Annotated in this window: 20 protein-coding genes; 13 read left to right on the top strand and 7 right to left on the bottom strand. The window is 39.1% G+C overall.

The features are described 5' to 3' along the window. The first annotated feature begins 43 nt into the window (after positions 1 to 43). Both D172_RS06295 and D172_RS06290 read left to right on the top strand, forming a co-directional pair. On the top strand, positions 44 to 661 hold the full coding sequence (locus D172_RS06295; RefSeq protein WP_007377985.1) for a hypothetical protein: 618 nt from the start codon (positions 44 to 46) through the stop codon (positions 659 to 661). Further along, positions 658 to 1,413 (top strand): DUF3307 domain-containing protein, encoded by a 756-nt coding sequence (locus D172_RS06290; RefSeq protein ID WP_007377986.1) that lies wholly within the window; start codon positions 658 to 660, stop codon positions 1,411 to 1,413. Before D172_RS06295 ends, D172_RS06290 begins: the two co-directional genes overlap by 4 nt. A 71-nt stretch (positions 1,414 to 1,484) precedes the next feature. Here D172_RS06290 and D172_RS06285 read toward each other — a convergent pair whose 3' ends face one another. Together D172_RS06285 and D172_RS06280 are read right to left on the bottom strand one after the other, a co-directional pair. Beyond that, positions 1,485 to 2,879, bottom strand: coding sequence for a DEAD/DEAH box helicase (locus D172_RS06285; RefSeq protein ID WP_007377987.1), 1,395 nt, complete (start codon positions 2,877 to 2,879; stop codon positions 1,485 to 1,487). Positions 2,880 to 3,079: 200 nt separating this feature from the next. Further along, entirely contained in the window at positions 3,080 to 3,919 is an 840-nt protein-coding gene (locus tag D172_RS06280) for an isopenicillin N synthase family dioxygenase (RefSeq protein WP_007377988.1), read from the bottom strand. A gap of 267 nt (positions 3,920 to 4,186) precedes the next feature. Here D172_RS06280 and D172_RS06275 point away from each other — a divergent pair, with 267 nt between their 5' ends. Next, the gene (locus tag D172_RS06275) at positions 4,187 to 5,389 is read left to right on the top strand and encodes a bifunctional alpha/beta hydrolase/OsmC family protein (protein WP_007377989.1); all 1,203 of its coding nucleotides are present in this window, start codon (positions 4,187 to 4,189) and stop codon (positions 5,387 to 5,389) included. 58 nt (positions 5,390 to 5,447) lie between these two features. Here the strand turns inward: D172_RS06275 and D172_RS06270 are convergent, their stop codons facing one another. After that, positions 5,448 to 6,200, bottom strand: coding sequence for an alpha/beta hydrolase (locus D172_RS06270; protein ID WP_007377990.1), 753 nt, complete (start codon positions 6,198 to 6,200; stop codon positions 5,448 to 5,450). Between the two features lie 129 nt (positions 6,201 to 6,329). On the opposite strand from D172_RS06270, the gene D172_RS06265 reads away from it, so the two are divergent. Beyond that, positions 6,330 to 6,653 carry a hypothetical protein gene (locus tag D172_RS06265; RefSeq protein WP_007377991.1) on the top strand — a complete coding sequence of 108 codons (324 nt, stop codon included), beginning with the start codon at positions 6,330 to 6,332 and terminating at the stop codon, positions 6,651 to 6,653. Positions 6,654 to 6,725: 72 nt separating this feature from the next. On the opposite strand, the gene D172_RS06260 is transcribed toward D172_RS06265, so the two are convergent. From D172_RS06260 to aspS, 3 genes are all read right to left on the bottom strand, one after another. Next, a complete protein-coding gene (locus D172_RS06260) occupies positions 6,726 to 7,322 on the bottom strand; it encodes a pentapeptide repeat-containing protein (RefSeq protein ID WP_007377992.1) in 597 nt (198 codons plus the stop codon). A gap of 16 nt (positions 7,323 to 7,338) precedes the next feature. Then, on the bottom strand, positions 7,339 to 7,569 hold the full coding sequence (locus D172_RS06255; RefSeq protein WP_007377993.1) for a hypothetical protein: 231 nt from the start codon (positions 7,567 to 7,569) through the stop codon (positions 7,339 to 7,341). A 119-nt stretch (positions 7,570 to 7,688) separates the two neighbouring features. After that, a complete protein-coding gene (gene aspS / locus D172_RS06250) occupies positions 7,689 to 9,467 on the bottom strand; it encodes an aspartate--tRNA ligase (RefSeq protein ID WP_007377994.1) in 1,779 nt (592 codons plus the stop codon). A gap of 247 nt (positions 9,468 to 9,714) precedes the next feature. On the opposite strand from aspS, the gene D172_RS06245 reads away from it, so the two are divergent. From D172_RS06245 to D172_RS21685, 4 genes are all read left to right on the top strand, one after another. Then, positions 9,715 to 10,563, top strand: coding sequence for a DUF72 domain-containing protein (locus D172_RS06245; protein WP_007377995.1), 849 nt, complete (start codon positions 9,715 to 9,717; stop codon positions 10,561 to 10,563). Positions 10,564 to 10,587: 24 nt separating this feature from the next. After that, positions 10,588 to 11,088 (top strand): M48 family metallopeptidase, encoded by a 501-nt coding sequence (locus D172_RS06240; RefSeq protein ID WP_007377996.1) that lies wholly within the window; start codon positions 10,588 to 10,590, stop codon positions 11,086 to 11,088. 72 nt (positions 11,089 to 11,160) lie between these two features. Continuing rightward, a complete protein-coding gene (locus D172_RS06235; protein ID WP_007377997.1) occupies positions 11,161 to 13,197 on the top strand; it encodes a PHP domain-containing protein in 2,037 nt (678 codons plus the stop codon). Next, positions 13,178 to 13,468 carry a hypothetical protein gene (locus D172_RS21685; RefSeq protein WP_033023778.1) on the top strand — a complete coding sequence of 97 codons (291 nt, stop codon included), beginning with the start codon at positions 13,178 to 13,180 and terminating at the stop codon, positions 13,466 to 13,468. The genes D172_RS06235 and D172_RS21685 overlap by 20 nt, the downstream gene beginning before the upstream one ends. A gap of 155 nt (positions 13,469 to 13,623) precedes the next feature. Here the strand turns inward: D172_RS21685 and D172_RS06225 are convergent, their stop codons facing one another. Then, positions 13,624 to 14,310, bottom strand: a complete 687-nt coding sequence (locus D172_RS06225; RefSeq protein WP_007377999.1) for a DUF3334 family protein — start codon at positions 14,308 to 14,310, stop codon at positions 13,624 to 13,626. 117 nt (positions 14,311 to 14,427) lie between these two features. Here D172_RS06225 and cmoA point away from each other — a divergent pair, with 117 nt between their 5' ends. The 5 genes from cmoA to D172_RS06200 all read left to right on the top strand — a co-directional run bounded on the left by cmoA (position 14,428) and on the right by D172_RS06200 (position 18,775). After that, positions 14,428 to 15,153 (top strand): carboxy-S-adenosyl-L-methionine synthase CmoA, encoded by a 726-nt coding sequence (gene cmoA, locus D172_RS06220; RefSeq protein WP_007378000.1) that lies wholly within the window; start codon positions 14,428 to 14,430, stop codon positions 15,151 to 15,153. Between the two features lie 12 nt (positions 15,154 to 15,165). After that, a complete protein-coding gene (cmoB, locus tag D172_RS06215) occupies positions 15,166 to 16,134 on the top strand; it encodes a tRNA 5-methoxyuridine(34)/uridine 5-oxyacetic acid(34) synthase CmoB (protein ID WP_007378001.1) in 969 nt (322 codons plus the stop codon). 190 nt (positions 16,135 to 16,324) lie between these two features. After that, positions 16,325 to 17,377 (top strand): phosphoribosylformylglycinamidine cyclo-ligase, encoded by a 1,053-nt coding sequence (purM, locus tag D172_RS06210; RefSeq protein WP_007378002.1) that lies wholly within the window; start codon positions 16,325 to 16,327, stop codon positions 17,375 to 17,377. After that, positions 17,377 to 18,024, top strand: a complete 648-nt coding sequence (gene purN / locus D172_RS06205; protein WP_007378003.1) for a phosphoribosylglycinamide formyltransferase — start codon at positions 17,377 to 17,379, stop codon at positions 18,022 to 18,024. Before purM ends, purN begins: the two co-directional genes overlap by 1 nt. After that, positions 17,978 to 18,775, top strand: a complete 798-nt coding sequence (locus D172_RS06200; protein WP_420713807.1) for a DUF3108 domain-containing protein — start codon at positions 17,978 to 17,980, stop codon at positions 18,773 to 18,775. The genes purN and D172_RS06200 overlap by 47 nt, the downstream gene beginning before the upstream one ends. The last annotated feature ends 40 nt before the right edge of the window (positions 18,776 to 18,815 follow it).

The following is an 18,815-nucleotide window of genomic DNA, read 5'->3' as shown; positions in this document are numbered from 1 at the left end:
GAATACAAAGTTTAATAGTTCAAAAATATAAAGGATTTAAGTTGTGAGAATTGCGGTCATCACTGGAGACTTAATTAAATCACAAAATATTCCACAACAAGAATACGATGCAATGCTTTATCAGCTTGATCAAAGCTTGCGCTTTATCGCCAAACGTTTTAATGCAAGCTTTAGCATTTACCGTGGTGATGCGTTACAACTACAGCTACAAGAGCCTGAGCAAGTGTGTCAAGCCGCAATCTTATTGTATTTACAATTGAAAGCAGCAAATTACGAACTGCGGCAAAGCCTTGCTATAGGCTCACTCGACAATCCTCGCGCTGATATAAAAACAGCCACAGGCAGTGCTTATACATTATCTGGCCGTGGTTTAGATGCCATGGGCCAGCAACGCTTAGTCCTAAACCTTGAAAACAAAGCCATCGAGGAAGGCTTTACACTTAATATCGCTTTGATCGACATATTGCTTCAAAAAATGAGCCAAAAGCAAGCTAATGCACTGTTTTATTATCTAACCGCAGAAAATAACAACCATGCAGAGCTTGCCATAGAGCTCATCACTAGCAGAGAGAATGTCACTAAGTTACTAAACCTAGCCCATTATCGTCTCATTGATCGCTTTGTAAACTACAGCCAAACAACACTCAAAGGATTGCTATGAGCAGTTTTACTTTATTACTCACCGCTTTAATACTAGGCCATTTGCTTGCTGACTTTTATTGGCAACCAATGAGCTGGGTACACGACAGAAACAAACACCATTTTCGTGCGAAAAAACTCTACGTCCACGCAGTAATACACGGCCTGACATCATTAACGGTGCTTACAATGTGGGAATATACTTACGGCTGGCAAGAATTTGCAAGAGTGTTTTTGGCAACCCTCACTATTATGTTGACCCATTATTTTATTGATCTAGCCAAGTCATATTCAAATAAAGGCGTGGTACCTTTTTTAGTCGACCAGATAACACACCTTATTGTAATATTAGTACTTGTCGTGTGGCTTGCAGATAAAAATGAGTTTTATGTCTTAATGTGGCAAGAACTCGTTGCTATCGATACATTAATTTTTATCTGCTCATACCTATTAGTTTTAAAACCAAGTTCTTTATTAATTGGTCTCATCCTAGATAAAATAACAGGAAACTTTAAAGCCTCAAGAAAAAGTATTGCAAAGTCTGGTCATTACTTAGGACTACTTGAAAGAGTGCTAATTCTTAGTTTTATCCTCATTGGAGAATACTCTGGCATTGGCTTTCTGATAGCTGCAAAGTCTATTTTTAGATTCGGGGACTTAAAACATAATGAAGGTAAAGGGCAAAGCGAATACGTCATGCTAGGTACTTTATTAAGCGTCATCGTCACACTCTTTATTGGTGTTACCACCTTATACTTTATTAAGCTAATTTAATCGCTAAAAACGCGCTACCTGTAAAAGTAAGCGCGTTTTTTGCAATTGCGTTTTACTAAACGCAATTGCAATTAATCATTATTTGTGCGACGACGGCGTTGGCCACTACCGCCAACAGATTCACGCTTTGCCCATGGGTTTTGCGCGCTGTCATCTGTTTTAGCAGCTGGCTTTTTAGAACCACCACGGCGTGGGCCGGTACCATTACCACCATTATTTGGCTTTTTACTGTTAGGCTTGCTGCTATCAGATTTAGGCTTATTAAAAGGCTGCTTTTTCTTAGGCTTTTTAGACGGCAGTGGGCGAGCATCTAATGCGCGCTCTGCTACTGGGTTAATAGGCTCAAAACCGTCTTCTTCAGCACGTGGAATAAGCTCACCAATAAAGCGTTCAATACCGTATAAATCAACAGCATCCTCTGTTGTTACAAACGAAATCGCATGACCCGATGCACCAGCACGGCCTGTACGGCCAATACGGTGAACGTAATCTTCATATACGTTTGGTAAGTCGTAGTTAACAACATGCGGTAATTCAACAATGTCTAAACCACGTGCAACAATGTCTGTTGCTACTAGTACGCGTACTTCACCACTTTTAAAACCATCAAGTGCTTTAACACGTGCGCCTTGTGACTTATTACCATGGATAGCCGCGCCTACAATGTCATCGCGCTCTAGTTGTTTAACTAAGCGGTTAGCACCGTGCTTTGTGCGGCTAAACACTAATACTTGTTGCCAATCGTTAGTGCGAATCAAGTGGCTTAGCAATGCTGTTTTACGTGTTTTATCTACCGCGTAAACGCACTGAGTAACACTTTTCGCTGTGGTATTTTTTGCTGCAACTGAAATTTCAACTGGGTCATTAATTAACCCTTTTGCTAATGCACGAATTTCGTCAGAAAATGTAGCCGAAAACATCAAGTTTTGACGTTTAGCAGGCATTTTAGCAATTAAGCGTTTAATGTCGTGAATAAAGCCCATGTCTAACATGCGGTCAGCTTCATCGAGTACAAGCACTTCAACGCTATCAAATTTAACTGCATTTTGATTATGTAAGTCGATTAAACGACCCGGCGTAGCTACTAAAATATCAACACCTTTACGAAGACGCTGCATTTGTGGGTTAATTTTAACGCCACCGTAAACTACAAACGAGCTCACATCAGAATGCTTAGCGTACTCTTCAACGTTTTCGCTTACTTGCAAAGCAAGTTCACGTGTAGGCGTTAAAATAAGCGCACGTACGTGATTACTTTTAGCTTTAGGGCCCGACGACAAGCGCTCAATAAGTGGTAATGTAAAACCTGCTGTTTTACCTGTACCTGTTTGCGCTGCTGCCATAACATCACGGCGTTCAATAATTGCAGGAATTGCTTGAGCCTGAATCGGCGTTGGCGTTTCATAGCCCTTTTCTAAAACCGCATTAACCAAAGACTGTGATAAACCTAAACCTTCAAAACTCATATAAACTCTCTTTTAAATAAGGCTACATTAGCCAGTTGCGCGCATTATACCTGTAGTAGCTAAGAATGCATGCCATTATTTACGTTGCAGGCAATTAAGCATAGTTTATTGAAATTAAACCTGTGATCAAGTTGCTCAAAAATGCAAAAAACGGCCATAGGCCGTTTTTTGTTTATACTTAATTACTCTAAGCATTAGAGTTACTTAACACCTAACTCACGCAAACGTTCTTGCAAGTAGCTATCGGCCGTGTAGCGCTCTGAAAGCACAACATCTGGATGCGGGTGTAAAAATAACGGTAATGAAATACGCGATTTAGTAGATGCTTTACCCGTTGGGTTAATTACACGGTGAATCGTCGATGGAAAATATCCGCCCGACGCTTCTTGTAGCATGTCGCCGATATTAATAATTAAGCTGCCAAAATCACATGGCACGTCTAACCAACCGCCATCTGTTTTTTGAACTTGTAAACCAGGCTCATTAGAAGCAGGTAATACAGTTAATAAGTTAATATCGCCATGGGCTGCTGCGCGAATAGCACCAGGCTCTTCATCACCCGTCATTGGAGGGTAATGTAGGATACGTAACAATGTTTGCTCAGAGCCTGCAATCATGTCTTTTAAATCAATTGAAAACTTAGCACGCACATCAGCTGGTGCTTCAGCCTGAACCCAGCTTAATAATGTGCCAGCAAATTCACTTGCTAAACGGTAGTATTCACGTACATCAGCTTCAAGCTCTGCAGGAACGCGACCTTTAGGGTACACATGGAAGTACTCTTTAATGTCTTTTATTGTAAAGCCTTTCGCTACTTCTGATACTGAAGGCGGAAAGTAACCGTCTTGAGTTTCTTTAGAGAATAAAAAGTCGTGCTTTTGCTCTGAGTTAAAAAAGTCTTGCCAATTTTTGTAAATAGACTCAACTAAAGACTGTGGGATTGGGTGGTTTTTTAAAACGCCAAATCCAGTATTTCTTAACGATTCAACAAATTGTGCAGCCGCATCGGGAGCTTTATAATCAACAGTAGGTAATTGCATTGTACGTTCCAGTGAATAGGTTGTGTGAAGTGAGTTGCTTTTAATAGTGCTAAATTACTTATATAAAGTAGCAAAGCCTTCATTATAGCGCTATGCGAGGATAGACAAATGACCTCAAAAACATAAGGACATATGTCCTCAAGACATGGTCACCGACACTTTGCTTGATCAAGATCAACTTATAAAAAAACGTTGAATTTGCAAGGTTTAGTAACTATCTCTGGTCTACTATTAGAATATATTTTATTTGTGTAAATAAGGCTCCCCATGCGACAAAAAGTATCTTTTAAAAGCGGCGATTTAGAACTTGCCGGCCAACTTGAACTTCCCTCTGGTGACGTTAAGTTTTACGCGCTATTTGCACACTGCTTTACATGCGGTAAAGACATTGCAGCAGCTACACGGATTAGCCGTGCACTCACACAACAAGGTATCGCCGTACTGCGTTTCGACTTTACCGGTTTAGGTAATAGTGATGGTGATTTTGCTAACAGTAACTTTTCATCAAACATTCAAGATTTAGTATCTGCGGCAAATCATTTACGTGAACATTTTGCTCCGCCGCAACTACTCATTGGCCACAGTTTAGGCGGGGCAGCCGTTCTTGCTGCTGCTGAGCATATTCCTGAAGTATCGGCTATTACAACCATTGGCGCACCGTCAGATGCGCAGCACGTAGCGCATAACTTTGAAGCACACCTTGATGAAATTAACGCAGCAGGGGAAGCTAAAGTTAACTTAGCTGGTCGTGAATTTACCATTAAAAAGCAATTTATTGACGATATAGCCAAGTACGATAAAAGCCACATAAGTAAACTTAAGCGCGCATTATTAGTAATGCACTCCCCTATTGATGCAACAGTAAATATTAGTGAAGCTGAAAAAATTTATGCATCAGCTAAGCATCCTAAAAGCTTTATTAGCCTAGATAACGCCGATCACCTTTTAACAAATAAAAACGATGCCGACTACGCAGCACAAATAATTGCAACGTGGGCAAACCGTTATGTTAAGTACGACAAAACTAAATACACGGCAAGTATAACGGGTGGCAATGTACTTGTTGAAGAAAAAGACCATGTATTTACTCAGCACGTAAGTACAAAAGATCATACTTGGCTTGCAGATGAGCCAATAAAAGTAGGCGGTAAAAACTTAGGTCCCGATCCGTATCATCACTTATTAGCGGGGCTTGGTGCCTGTACGGCCATGACACTGCGTATGTACGCTACACGTAAAAACTTACCACTGGAGCATGTAAAAGTAGAGCTTGATCACACTCGCGATTACAACAAAGATTGCGACGATTGTGAGCAAACAGGTAACCTTGAAGCCATTACCCGTAAAATCACCTTACGTGGCGACTTAACAGAGCCAGAGCGTCAGCGTTTACTCGAAATAGCCGACAAATGCCCAGTGCATAAAACACTACATAACAACCCTGTAATTGTAAGTGAACTGGTAGAGTAACTGCCGTAAAATTAATATAGCGCAGGTAACACTGCGCTATGATTTAACTTTTATAAAGCTAACTTTTACTATCTAAAAATCTCTCTACTTCTTTACTCATTCTATCCACCAGCCATTTTGGCCCGCCATCGTACATATCGTTATGACGCGATTTTTCTATTATTATTTGCGTAACAGGAAACTTATTCAGCTCTGAATCGTTTAACAGCACATCCGCATCAGCTGGGTAATCACTACCGCGTAGAGTAAGTACGCGAATGTTTTTATTGCGCGGGATCAACATGCGGCGATGATCGAGCGTAATAATAGTGCTAACTTCGTTTGGATAAATAGAGCCATATAATGCGGAAATATCCCCGCCGTTTGAGTGCCCAAATAAGGTGAGTTTTGTAAAGTCGTACGCTGGGTATTTACTCGATAGCTCATCAACTAAAAACTTAAGCGTTACTACGCCACGATGCCAGTTTTCCATGCGAGTTGTTAAGTAAGGCTGCTCACGGTTTAAGTAAGGGTCGCTTTTTAGTTTATGTGCAACGGCTATTGTTAAATATCCACGCTGATTAAACACATTACTGGCAAACGTATACTCGTTATGGCTAATCCCATAACCTGCGTTAATGAACGCTACAGGGCATTTTACTTGTTCAGTGCACTCAGCATTGTTACTTGGTAGTGTGATATTGGTAGGAATAGTGCGCTTGCGGCTTTCATCAGTTATAACGCCATCGTTTGCATAGCTTGTTGCGCCTATTACTGATGTACTTAGAGCTAGTGCGCTTAATATAAAAAGCTTTTTAAGTGTTTTTTGCATATTTAAATTTATATAAATTATTGTTTTTAATTAAAAATAACTTTTACTTTATAGGTTTGCATTCTCTATTGTCAAACTATGCGATAATAGCCGCCATTGTTTAAATATATTTAGTAAAAGATCCAATAAATGAAATCATACAATAGCATTCAAGAACGTATAGAAATTTTAGAAGACAAACTAACGGCAATACATGACGAAATCGAAACACTAAAAACCCCTGCTAAAAACAACAATGAACGTATTATTTTTAAGTTTATTGAAACAGGCAGCACAGGTAAAACGAAGGATTTTGTTCGTGAGTTAGGTATTAAATCACCACGTGACGGTTTGTTTTCATCAGGTGACGTTACAAAACTAATTAAAGATGGCGCTGAAGATATTTCACCAGCGTTATTAGCAATCGCAAGACAGCTTGCCAGTGCACGTAATAAAAATGGCCCTAGCCGTTAATTACGAAGTCACGCAGTATCTAGAAGCCCAGCCAAGCTGTCGCTTCTAGATATGTAATCATATTAAACTAAATTAATCACATAGCTCTATATTAAGGCTGGTAAGTAAATTAAGTGCTTCGAAGCGATCAAACTTAGCATTCGCTAAAAAATTATTATTCAAATCTATATTAAACGCTGTCGCACCTACAAAATCACATTTTGTTAAGTTAGTTTGGAAAAACTCACTATCGCGAAAATCTGTTCCTGTAAATTCACTATCGCTTAAGTCAGCATGTCTAAAATCAACATTTTTGGCAAAGCAGTGTGTTAGTTTGAGGGCTTTGAGGGTTAATTCAAAAAAAGAACTATTACTGAGTTCGCAATAATTAAAACTCACCGGTGCGTTAATACTAAGCGCTGGCCAATCTACATCAGCCCATTGCAAACTATTTAATTTGCAGTGGCTAAAACTTACATTTTCAAGTGAACTGTAGTTCCATTTAAGTGACGATAAATTACAGTTTTTAAAACTGCACTGTATAAATCGGCAATGTTTAAACTGCCCGCCTGAAAAATCGCAATCGGTAAATGTGCACTCTTCAAACTCAGAATTTTCAGTTAGTTGTTCTGCGTACTGCAAAGCATTAAATTGCTCATCAAAATACTGGTTATTGTTACTTAGCAACACAATTCACCTATTAAATTTAACCGGTGTAGCCATTAGTTTTAGGTAAATCTTTTTTAAGCGCAAGCACTGCAATAAAAATCAAAGCAAATAGTGGAAATAGCGCTAAACAGCCACCCACAAAAGCTAAAACACCCGGCATAGTACTTTTACGCTTACCTATTTTGTAGCTAATTACAGCAAAAATAGGAATACACAGCACAATAAGAAAAACTAAGAACTCACCAAATAAGGTTGCATTGATCGACATAATAATTCCTTTTTCTTCTGTTCGTTTAAAATACACTCTGCTGTAAATTTAACCACAAAAAAACCCTTAAGCATATAACTTAAGGGTTTTTAAATTTAGCTCAATAAGCTAAACAAAAATTAATCTTCGCTAGGTATCGCTTTTTCTACAACACTAATTGCAAGCTCAGCTAACGAATCCATATTAGGTTTACTTGGCGCATCAGTTAATAAACATGACGCTTGTGTTGTTTTAGGGAATGCAATAACGTCACGAATGTTATCGGTACCACATAAAAGCATTGCTAAACGGTCAAGACCAAATGCTAAACCAGCATGTGGTGGCGTGCCGTATTTAAGTGCATCAAGTAAAAAGCCAAACTTGTCTTGTTGCTCTTGCTCGTTAATACCTAAAATTCTAAAGGCAGTTTCTTGCATATCTGCATTATGAATACGTACCGAACCGCCACCCACTTCGTAGCCGTTCAATACCATGTCGTAGGCATCTGAAATAGCCGCAGCAGGGTTTGCTTCAAGCTCACTTGCAGTAATATCTTTTGGTGCAGTGAATGGATGATGCACAGCATGTAATGTGCCTTCGTCATCTTCTTCAAACATTGGGAAGTCTACAACCCAAAGTGGTGCCCAGCTATTAAGGTTAGTGATTTCTAAGTCAACACCAATCTTAACGCGCAGTGCGCCCATTGCTTCATTTACTGTGTTGCGCTTATCGGCACCAAATAAAATGATATCACCAGACTGTGCATTAGTACGCTCAAGTAATTTAGTAATTACGTCTTCGCTTAAAAACTTAGCCACTGGTGATTGAACACCTTCAGCGCCTGCAGTGTGGTCATTTACTTTCATCCACGCCATGCCTTTAGCGCCGTAAATACCAATAAACTTAGTGTAATCGTCAAGCTGTTTACGAGAAAGCTTAGCGCCACCCGGTACAGTTAATACAGCAACGCGACCTTTTTCGTCGTTAGCCGGACCTGAGAAAACATTAAACTCTACGTCTTTAACTAAATCTGCAACATCAACTAACTTCATTGGGTTACGTAAATCTGGCTTATCAGAACCGTAAAGGCTCATTGCCTCGCTGTAAGGCATGATTGGGAAATCGCCTAAATCAACGTTTAGTAATGACTGCCACATCTCACGGATCATTTTTTCAGTCATACCACGTACTTGATCAGAGCTCATGAACGAGGTCTCTATATCTATTTGGGTAAATTCTGGTTGGCGATCGGCACGTAAATCTTCATCACGGAAACATTTAACAATTTGGTAGTAACGGTCAAAACCCGACATCATCAACAATTGCTTAAATAACTGTGGAGACTGTGGTAAAGCGTAAAAACTACCTTTATGAACGCGGCTTGGCACTAAGTAATCGCGTGCGCCTTCTGGCGTTGCTTTAGTAAGTACAGGTGTTTCGATGTCTAAAAAGCCGTTTTCATCTAAAAAGCGACGAACAAAGCTGCTTGCTTTAGCACGTAATTTAATACGGTCACTCATTTCTAGACGACGTAGGTCTAAGTAGCGGTATTTTAAACGACGCTCTTCTGAGTTTACTTGGTTAAAATCAAGTGGAAGCGGTTCAGAGCGGTTAATAATTGTAAGCTCAGTACCTAAAACTTCAATTTCACCTGTTGCCATATCTTTATTTACTTGGCTATCAGGGCGTGCACGTACAGTACCTTTTAGCTGAACACAAAATTCTTGGCGAAGTGTGTTAGCTGAACTCATTAACTCTTCAATGTCAGAGTCGAATACAACTTGTACTAAACCTTCTCTATCGCGTAAATCGACAAAGATAAGTCCACCAAGGTCACGTCGTTTGTTGATCCAGCCACATAGTTCAACTTCTTGATCTACGTGAGTTTTATTTAGCTGTCCGCAATATATAGAGCGCATAGTTTTCCTGTCAGATAAAAGGCTTAAACGGTTATATTTATTTGTTTTAAGGCGTGTGATTTAAAAAACAGGTCACCACAATACAAATAAAGCCGCTAGCAATCTAAAAATAATCAAATTAAGCCCTGCATTATACCCAAGTAGTATCAAGATGCTAGGGCGTGTGCCGCTTTTGCCCCTGAATTTACAGCAGCTCGTTTTGTTATTTGCTACACTATCGCCACTTTATAATAAGGCGCTAGTTTGTATGTTATATATTGGATGCCCTCAGTGGTCGAGCAACGCATGGAAAGGCAATTTATTTTCAAGCCAATGTAAAAACGCCGATATGCTTAGCCAATACGCCCAGCATTTTAACTCAGTTGAAGGCAATACCAGCTTTTACGCCGATCCTTCGCCAAGCACCGTATTGCGCTGGGCAAACAGCGTACCCGACGATTTTAAATTTACGTTTAAGTTTAATCGTCGCTTTAGCCACGAGCTACATCTTACTAATGTTCAAACCGAGCTTACTGATTGGCTTAACTTGTTCTCCCCTATTTTAGAAAAAACCGGGCAAATCATGCTGCAATTACCTAAAGCATTTGGCCCTAGTGACTTACCCAAACTCGCCCAATTTATTAGCCTATTACCAAAAGAGGTTAATTACGGTGTAGAGGTACGTCATACTGCGTTTTTTCAAAAGGGTGAAGCCGAAATAGCGCTTAACCAATTATTAATGGCAAACAACATAAATCGTATATCGATGGATACTCGCGCCCTATTTGCGGTAAAACCAACAACCGAAGCGCTAATAGATGCACAGCAAAAAAAGCCCCACTTACCGGTACATGCCATTGCAACAAGCACTCAACCCATGGCGCGCTTTGTTATCGCCGATTTACAAAACGACTATAAACCCTTTTATAAACCGTGGCTAAGTAAAGTAAAGCAATGGCTTGATGAAGGAAAAGCGCCCTATGTGTTTTTTCATACGGCAGATAACCGAGAAGCGCCATTATTAGCAAGGCAGTTTTGTAAAGACCTTGGTTATGATCACAAAGCATTAAACCCATTTACTGGCGAAAAAGAAGCCCACCAGCCAGCACTTTTTTAAAAGTAAAACGACAGAGAAGCAATAATGAGTGAATACGCACGTTACTTTACCGGCTACCCAGCTAACATTGTTGAGCAAGTATTAAGCCTTATAGATAACAACAAGGTATGTGACTACTTACTTAAAAAGTATCCGCAAGCACATACCATTACTAGCGATAAATTACTTTATAACTACGCAACCGAGCTTAAAAAACAGTATTTAAAAAATGCACCACCGTTTGGTCGCGCTGCTTTTAAAAAGCAAGGCGACATGGTCACCAATGCACTCGGTACACATACGTATCGAATGCAAGGTAAAACCCGTAAGCACGATTTAGCGATAAACAGCGACTTGCTCCGCGCTCCCGAGCCATTATTAAAAGCGTTAGTGGTACATGAGCTCGCCCACTTTAAAGAAAAAGACCACAACAAAGGTTTTTATCAACTTTGCTGCCATATGGAGCCGAGTTACCACCAGCTAGAGTTAGATTTAAGAATTTTTTGTGTGGTAGTCGCAATGGGGGCAAACCCGTATGACTATTAAATATACTTGTAGGAAAACTTAACAGGACCATGGTAATGTTTTTAAACTACAGTAATTAGCAATGGATAGCATATGAAAAAAATAGACCTTCATTTACATACAGTTTCAACACCAAGCGATCGTAATTTCTCTTTTTCTATTGAACGTTTAAAATGGTACGTCGAAGAAGGTAATTTAGACGCTATTGCAATCACAAACCACAATATGTTTGACCTCAATCAGTTCTATGAAATCCAAGAAAAACTCAGTATTAAAGTTTTCCCAGGTATAGAAATAGATGTTGAAGGAACTCATATTTTATTGATTGCAGAAGATGATCAGCTATTAGATTTCTCAGAAAAATGTCAACTAGTGAAGGAACAAATACCCGACAGAAACACCTCTATAAATGTTGAAAAATTAAAAGAAATTTTTCCGCGAATTTCTGATTACTTATTAATCCCACATTATAAAAAGTCTCCCGAAATACATACAGATACCCTAAGTAAACTACAGCATTTAATTAGTGCGGGGGAAGTATCTAGCGCTAGAAAGTTTATTTATTGTATTAAAGATCCTGATGCTTTAGTACCTGTATGTTTTAGTGACTTAAGAATAGAAGAAAGACTTCATAAAATACCTGCAAGACAAACGTATATAAACGTTGGCGAAATTAGTCTTAAGTCAGTTAAACGAGCTTTAACAGACAAACAAAAGGTACATTTATCAAAAGAAGAGGGGCACAAGTTTTTCAATGCTCTCAATAATGGGCTTAAGTTGTCCACTGGATTAAATGTGATATTAGGAGAACGATCAAGTGGAAAGTCACATACACTGAATTCAATAGAAGAAGAAAATACCACTGACGATATTCGTGTTAAGTATGTAAGGCAATTTTCTTTATTACAAAAAGATTTGGATGATGAAAAAGACTTTTCAAATCGCCTGACTACTAGCCAGTCGCAAATAACTCAAAACTATTTAAAAGAGTTCCAAGAGGTCGTTGATAAGATTAAAGATATTGATTTGGATAACTCAAGTCGAACCTTGGATAATTTTGTTAACTCATTACTAAAACATGCCTCGGAGGCGGATAAGCTAGACTCATTCGCAAAAGTAAAGTTATTTACTGAGTCCAAATTCCAAATAAATAATTTGTTATCCTTAAAAGAGCTTATCAAAGCAAGTATTACTTTAGCCGACAATTCTGAATATCAACACATAATCAACAAGCACATCTCTAGCGACAACTTAAATTTATTAACTGTTGATTTAATTGAAAAATACAATAAAACCAAGGAATCGGAGCTTCAAAAAGCTTACGTTAACGATATTGTAGACAATATAAAAAGCGAACTTCAAATGCGAACTGCGGCCTCACCTGTCACCGAAATAAATTTGTATGAACATGTCTTGGATATTGAAAAAGTAAGTAAATTTAATGATGTTGTTGAAAACTTAAAAATCAGTAAAGAATTTATAAGACAAGACATTCAAGGCTTTTTAAAGGTTGCTAAAAGGGGAACATTTAACTTCGCCAGAGAGCTTGGAGCTGTTCTCAATAAGCAAATATCTTTTGCTAATGCATTTAAAAGTTACGACATTAGCGGATACGAATATTTATCCGAATTAAAAAAAATATCGGGATTATCTGAGACTAATTACTACAAACATTTCGCTAAAATTAGTTACGATATTTTAAATTCATCAGGTTATACAGTTTCTGGTGGGGAACGCTCTGAATATAGGCTACTACAAGAAATTAGCGATGCTAGCCAATATGACTTATTACTGATAGATGAACCAGAATCATCATTTGACAATGTTTTTTTATACAACAAAGTAAATAAGTTAATCAAAGAAATGTCAAAGTTCATGCCCGTAATAATTGTTACTCACAATAGTACTGTAGGGGCGTCAATTAAGCCTGATTATTTGATTTACACAAGTAAAAAAAATGGAACCACCGGTGTTCAATATGAAATATACACTGGCTATCCTAACGACAAATACCTTGTAAACTTGGATGGTGATAAAACTCACAACCATAAGGTATTACTTGATTGCTTAGAGGCGGGTAAAACACCTTATTTAACAAGGAGAGATGAATATGAAATGCTTGCAGATTGAAAGTGGTAAGGGCTACTTTTCGGTGGACGGAAATAATTGGGCACTACTTGATCAAATAACCAAAGAAGATATTTTAAAGATAATAACAAGTGGTTTACAGCATGGCTTTGAACTAGATAGCCCTATCGACAACGAAGTTAAAAATAAAGCGCATGAGATAATATATAAAAATCTTCAAGCTAAATTTATAGAACTGAACGAACAAAAATCTCGCTTCAAAGACGAGAGTGAAAATTTATTTAAAGAAGCCTTAGTGAAATATAGCGAATAAAAACAAGTGTAACTATTGGTATCGTCTTTATAATTTATATAAAAAACGCGATATAAATCGCGTTTTTTGGTAATTAACTAAGCTTCGGTGGCAAAAATTGATAGAGCAGTAGTCGTTGGGTTTCGTTTCACTCAACCCAACCTACATAAATAGACTTAAAGCCCTAAGCCTGCCATGAAGTCGTCATCGTCGTCATCTTGTCCAGAAGACGCAGCTACTTTAGATTTTTCAGCTTGTTGTTTGGCTTCATTTTCGATAATGTCATCAGGGTCTATAGCTTCTACAATGTCAAAATCATGCAGTTTAATAAACTCAGTTTTATCCATAGCAAGTTCTAGGTAAAAGATATTTTGCTTACTGGTAGTAAATGTTACGCGACGTGCTTGTGGGCGATCCATCGTGGTATCTACCGATATTTGCACTTGTTTGTTAATTGCCATCATTTTTGGCTGATTTTGCGTAATAGAAGTGTGTAATTGTTCGCGTACTTTAGATGTAAAGTCGCCAACAATTTGGTTCATTAACTCACCTAATACGTTAGACACATCGTCTGATAAATGGCTATGCGCTATTTCTTCTTCTGGCATCCCCATATTACGCATATAATCGCCATAAATTTCCATTGCTGCTTGCGAGGTGAAGTTAGTAATTACCAATCCGGTAAAGCCACCATCAAACAAAACAAAGCAACCAATATCTGGGCGCATACATGTTCGCGTTATTTTTTGTACCATTGCAGAATAGCTAATGCTGTTGCCGCTGGCTGAGGTAAGTACGCCTGTTACAGAATGACACAGGGTTGCTAAAATATCGTCGGTACTAATCACCTTACTTTTACTCATTTAATAATCTCTTTTTGTGCTTATTATTCATAATTCTAGTCAAGCTACTGAATTTATCACTGACTATCCAGTATAAAATGTTAAAATAACACTATTATTTTAAAAGAGACTGCTTTCGTGACCATAAAAGACAGTATTTATGCCTCTGAGCAACAAGTAAAAGATTTTAGCTTTGACCAAAATGTAGTCGAAGTATTTCCCGATATGATTCAACGCTCAGTACCGGGCTACGCAACTATTGTCAGTACAATGGGTAAACTCGCCGGTGAATACGCGCAAAGTAACTCAAATCTTTATGATTTAGGCTGCTCACTGGGCGCCGTAACACTTAGTATGCGCCGTAATATTCGTACCGATAACTGCCATATAATAGCGGTAGATAACTCTCAAGCAATGGTTGAACGTTGTAAGGTACATTTACAAGGTTTTAAATCAGATGTGCCTGTTACTGTTACCTTAGGCGATATTAACGAGCTTGAAATTCAAAACGCCTCGGTAGTAGCAATGAATTTTACGTTGCAGTTTATTCCACACGCGCAACGCCAAGCTGTGCTTGAAAAAATATATGCTAATTTAAAACCTGGTGGTGTATTGCTGCTAAGCGAAAAAATTAAAGCTGAAAATGAGCAATGCGACAATTTATTGATTGATTTGCACCACGACTTTAAACGACACAATGGTTACTCTGAGCTTGAAATAAGCCAAAAGCGTACCGCCATCGAAAACGTTATGCGCCCAGATACACTAAGCGCTCACTTTACTCGCTTACAAGATATTGGTTTTAGCCAAACTCAAGTGTGGTATCAATGTTTTAATTTTTGCTCAATGGTAGCAATTAAATAAAGAGAGTCATCCATGTCTCAATGGTTTAACCAATTTTACGCATCTATTGCACAAAGCCCACTTAGTCACTGGCTAGAAACACTGCCTGCACAATTAAAACATTGGCAAAACGAGGCTAGCCACGGTGATTTACCTAAATGGCAAAAAGTACTTAAAAACTTGCCTGAGGTTTCAACAAGCCATGTTGATATTTCTACTAAGGTAGAAATTGGCGCACCAGGGGAGATGAGTGATGGCGAGCAAAAGCAAGCCATGCATTTATTAAAACGCATGATGCCATGGCGCAAAGGCCCGTTTAATGTGCACGGTATTGAAATAGATACAGAGTGGCGCAGTGATTGGAAGTGGGACAGACTCCTGCCTCATATTGAGCCATTAAAAGGCCGCACTGTTTTAGATATTGGTTGTGGCTCAGGTTATCATTTATGGCGTATGCGCGGTGAAGGCGCAGAGTTTGTCGTGGGTATTGATCCATCTGATTTATTTTTATGTCAGTTTCAGGCAATTAAACACTACAACCCAGATGAAAACGTACATTTACTGCCACTAGGTGTTGAAGCATTACCCGAGCTTAAAGCGTTTGATACGGTTTTTTCGATGGGCGTACTTTATCATCGTCGCTCACCTATCGACTTTTTAGCGCAATTAAAAGCGCAGCTACGCCCAGGCGGCGAACTTGTGCTTGAAACGCTAGTAATTGAAGGTGACGAAAACACAGTATTAGTCCCAACTGATCGCTACGCTAAAATGCGCAACGTTTGGTTTATTCCAAGTACTGCAGCATTAAAACTGTGGATGGAACGCGTTGGCTTTAAAGATGTGCAAATAAAAGATTGCGCTATTACCACGCTTGAAGAACAACGCAAAACCGATTGGATGGAAAACGAATCGTTAATCGACTTTTTAGATCCAAACGACACAAGTAAAACAATTGAAGGTTACCCTGCTCCACTTAGAGCAATATTAACTGCAAAAGCATAGCGGTTAATTTAACGCCTTAAATACTAAAAAAACGCCTGCGGGCGTTTTTTTGTTTATTTAAACAACAAGCAGCGGACAAGTGTCCTTGTTTATTATTTCAAAATTACATTTGCGCTAGCCGCGACCTTGCAATTGTTGTAAAATACGCGCGTTTCTAAGCAACCCAAAACAACTATTTTGAGGAAAACCTGTGAGCGAACAAAAACAGTCTCTAAGCTATAAAGACGCGGGCGTAGATATCGACGCTGGTAATGCACTTGTTGAGCGTATTAAAGGCGTAGTTAAAAAAACTCGTCGTCCTGAAGTAATGGGCGGAATTGGTGGTTTTGGCGCACTTTGTGAAATTCCTGAAGGTTACAAGCAACCAGTATTAGTTGCAGGCACAGATGGCGTTGGTACTAAACTACGTTTAGCAATCGACTTAAAAAAACACGATACGGTTGGTATTGATTTAGTTGCAATGTGTGTAAACGACTTAATTGTTCAAGGTGCTGAACCCCTGTTTTTTCTAGATTACTATGCAACGGGTAAACTAGATGTAGACACAGCAGCTGACGTAGTGACAGGCATTGGCAAAGGTTGTGAAATTTCAGGTTGTGCCCTAATTGGTGGCGAAACAGCTGAAATGCCAGGTATGTATGATGGTGAAGACTACGACATGGCAGGCTTTTGTACAGGCGTTGTAGAAAAATCAAAAATTATTGATGGCACAAAAGTAGCAGCAGGCGATCAGCTTATTGCACTTGCTTCAAGCGGTCCTCATTCAAACGGCTTCTCTTTAATTCGTAAAGTACTTGAAGTGTCAAACGCTGATACCAGCGCTGACTTTGAAGGTAAAACATTAGGCGAAACTCTACTTGAGCCTACGCGTATTTACGTAAAACCTTTACTTGAGTTATTCAAAAACGTTGACGTACATGCGCTTTCGCATATTACTGGCGGCGGTTTTTGGGAAAACATTCCACGCGTATTACCCACTTCAGCAAAAGCTGTAGTTAAAGGTGATAGCTGGCAGTGGCCACCAATTTTTAATTGGTTACAAGAAAACGGCAACATTACTACACACGAAATGTACCGTACATTTAACTGTGGTGTAGGCATGGTTTTAGTAGTCCCTGCAGACAAACTTGAGCAAAGCTTAACAATGCTAAAAGACTTGGGCGAAAATGCATGGCACCTTGGTGAAATTCAAGATGCAGCAGCTGGCGAAGAGCAAGTTGAAATTGTAGGTGGTGCTAAGTAATGGCACCGACTCGTCTGGTAGTTTTAATCTCAGGTAGTGGCTCTAATTTACAAGCCATCATAGATGCCTGCGAACGTGGCGAGATAAACGGGCATATAGCGGCTGTTATTAGTAATAAAGCAGACGCTTATGGCCTAGAGCGTGCAAAACAAGCAGGTATTGCTACAAAAGTGCTCAGTCATAAAGATTTTGACTCGCGCGAAGCATACGATGCGCAATTAATGAACGTTATCGACTCTTTTATGCCAAATCTAGTTGTATTAGCTGGGTTTATGCGTATTCTTACTCCTGGCTTAGTGCAAAAATATGTTGGAAAAATGTTGAACATTCATCCATCTTTGTTGCCTAAGTATCAGGGGCTGAATACCCACCAAAGAGCAATTGATGCAAAAGATAATGTTCATGGCGTAAGTGTTCACTTTGTTACTGAAGAGTTAGACGGCGGTCCCGTTATTCTTCAGGCGCAAATACCTGTACTCAAGGATGATACAGCAGAAACATTAGCAAAACGCGTGCATGAGCAAGAGCATGTAATTTATCCTTTGGTGGTCAAGTGGTTCAGTGAACACAGACTTACTATGGAAGCAGATTATGCAGTTCTTGACAAAAAACAACTTCCTGCACACGGCGCGCACTACTCACAATAAAAAAATAAGTGCCCTGTTATTATGTGCGGGCGCTTTACTTCCAACTAGCCTAGTTGCAGGTGAATTGACTCAGTATCAAGCTAACTACGATATTTTACGCAAAGGTAAAAATCATGGCGAGGCTGTTCGTGAGCTCAAAAAAATAAGTGACGACACTTATCAACTCACATACCACAGTAATATTGAGTGGATGATTTTCTCTGATTCTCGTGAAGAAACATCAAAGTTTACCTTTAAAGATGGCAAGGTTACCCCGCATCATTACAATATGATCCGTACCGGTACAGGCCCAGATAAAGATTATAAAATTGATTTTGATACAACAAACAAAGTAGTGACTAGCAGCGCTAGCGAATACCCACTTAAGTGCGAATGGACTGATGAATTTCAGGATGCTATTTCATACCAAGTGCAAGTGCGCGAAGGGTTGAAAAAAGGCGAAACGAGCTTTTCATTCCCGCTTATAGACAAAAAAGGTAGCCGCCGCGACTACAACTTTGAAGTTGTTGAAAAAGAGATGATCTCTCTACCTATCGGTAATATAGAAGCCATTAAAGTGAAGCGTTTATACGATAACGATAAACGCCAAGCAATTGCATGGTTTGCGCCAGAAATGGATTACATGCTGGTACGTATGTGGAAAGGCGAAAAGGGTATGGAGCAGTTTGAAGTTCAAATGAATTCATTTACTGTTACATCACCTACAGCTGTTGCGCCTGCAACAGCACAACAACCTCAAGAAGCTAACTAAATTTAATTAAACCAAAGTTAAGCTAATATTTAAAATAGGT

This window comes from Pseudoalteromonas sp. Bsw20308 (genome assembly GCF_000310105.2).
In the GTDB taxonomy this organism is placed as follows: Bacteria; Pseudomonadota; Gammaproteobacteria; order Enterobacterales; family Alteromonadaceae; genus Pseudoalteromonas; species Pseudoalteromonas fuliginea.
The sequence above is the reverse complement of the archived record's forward strand: the minus strand, read 5'-3'. Positions and strand labels throughout refer to the sequence as shown.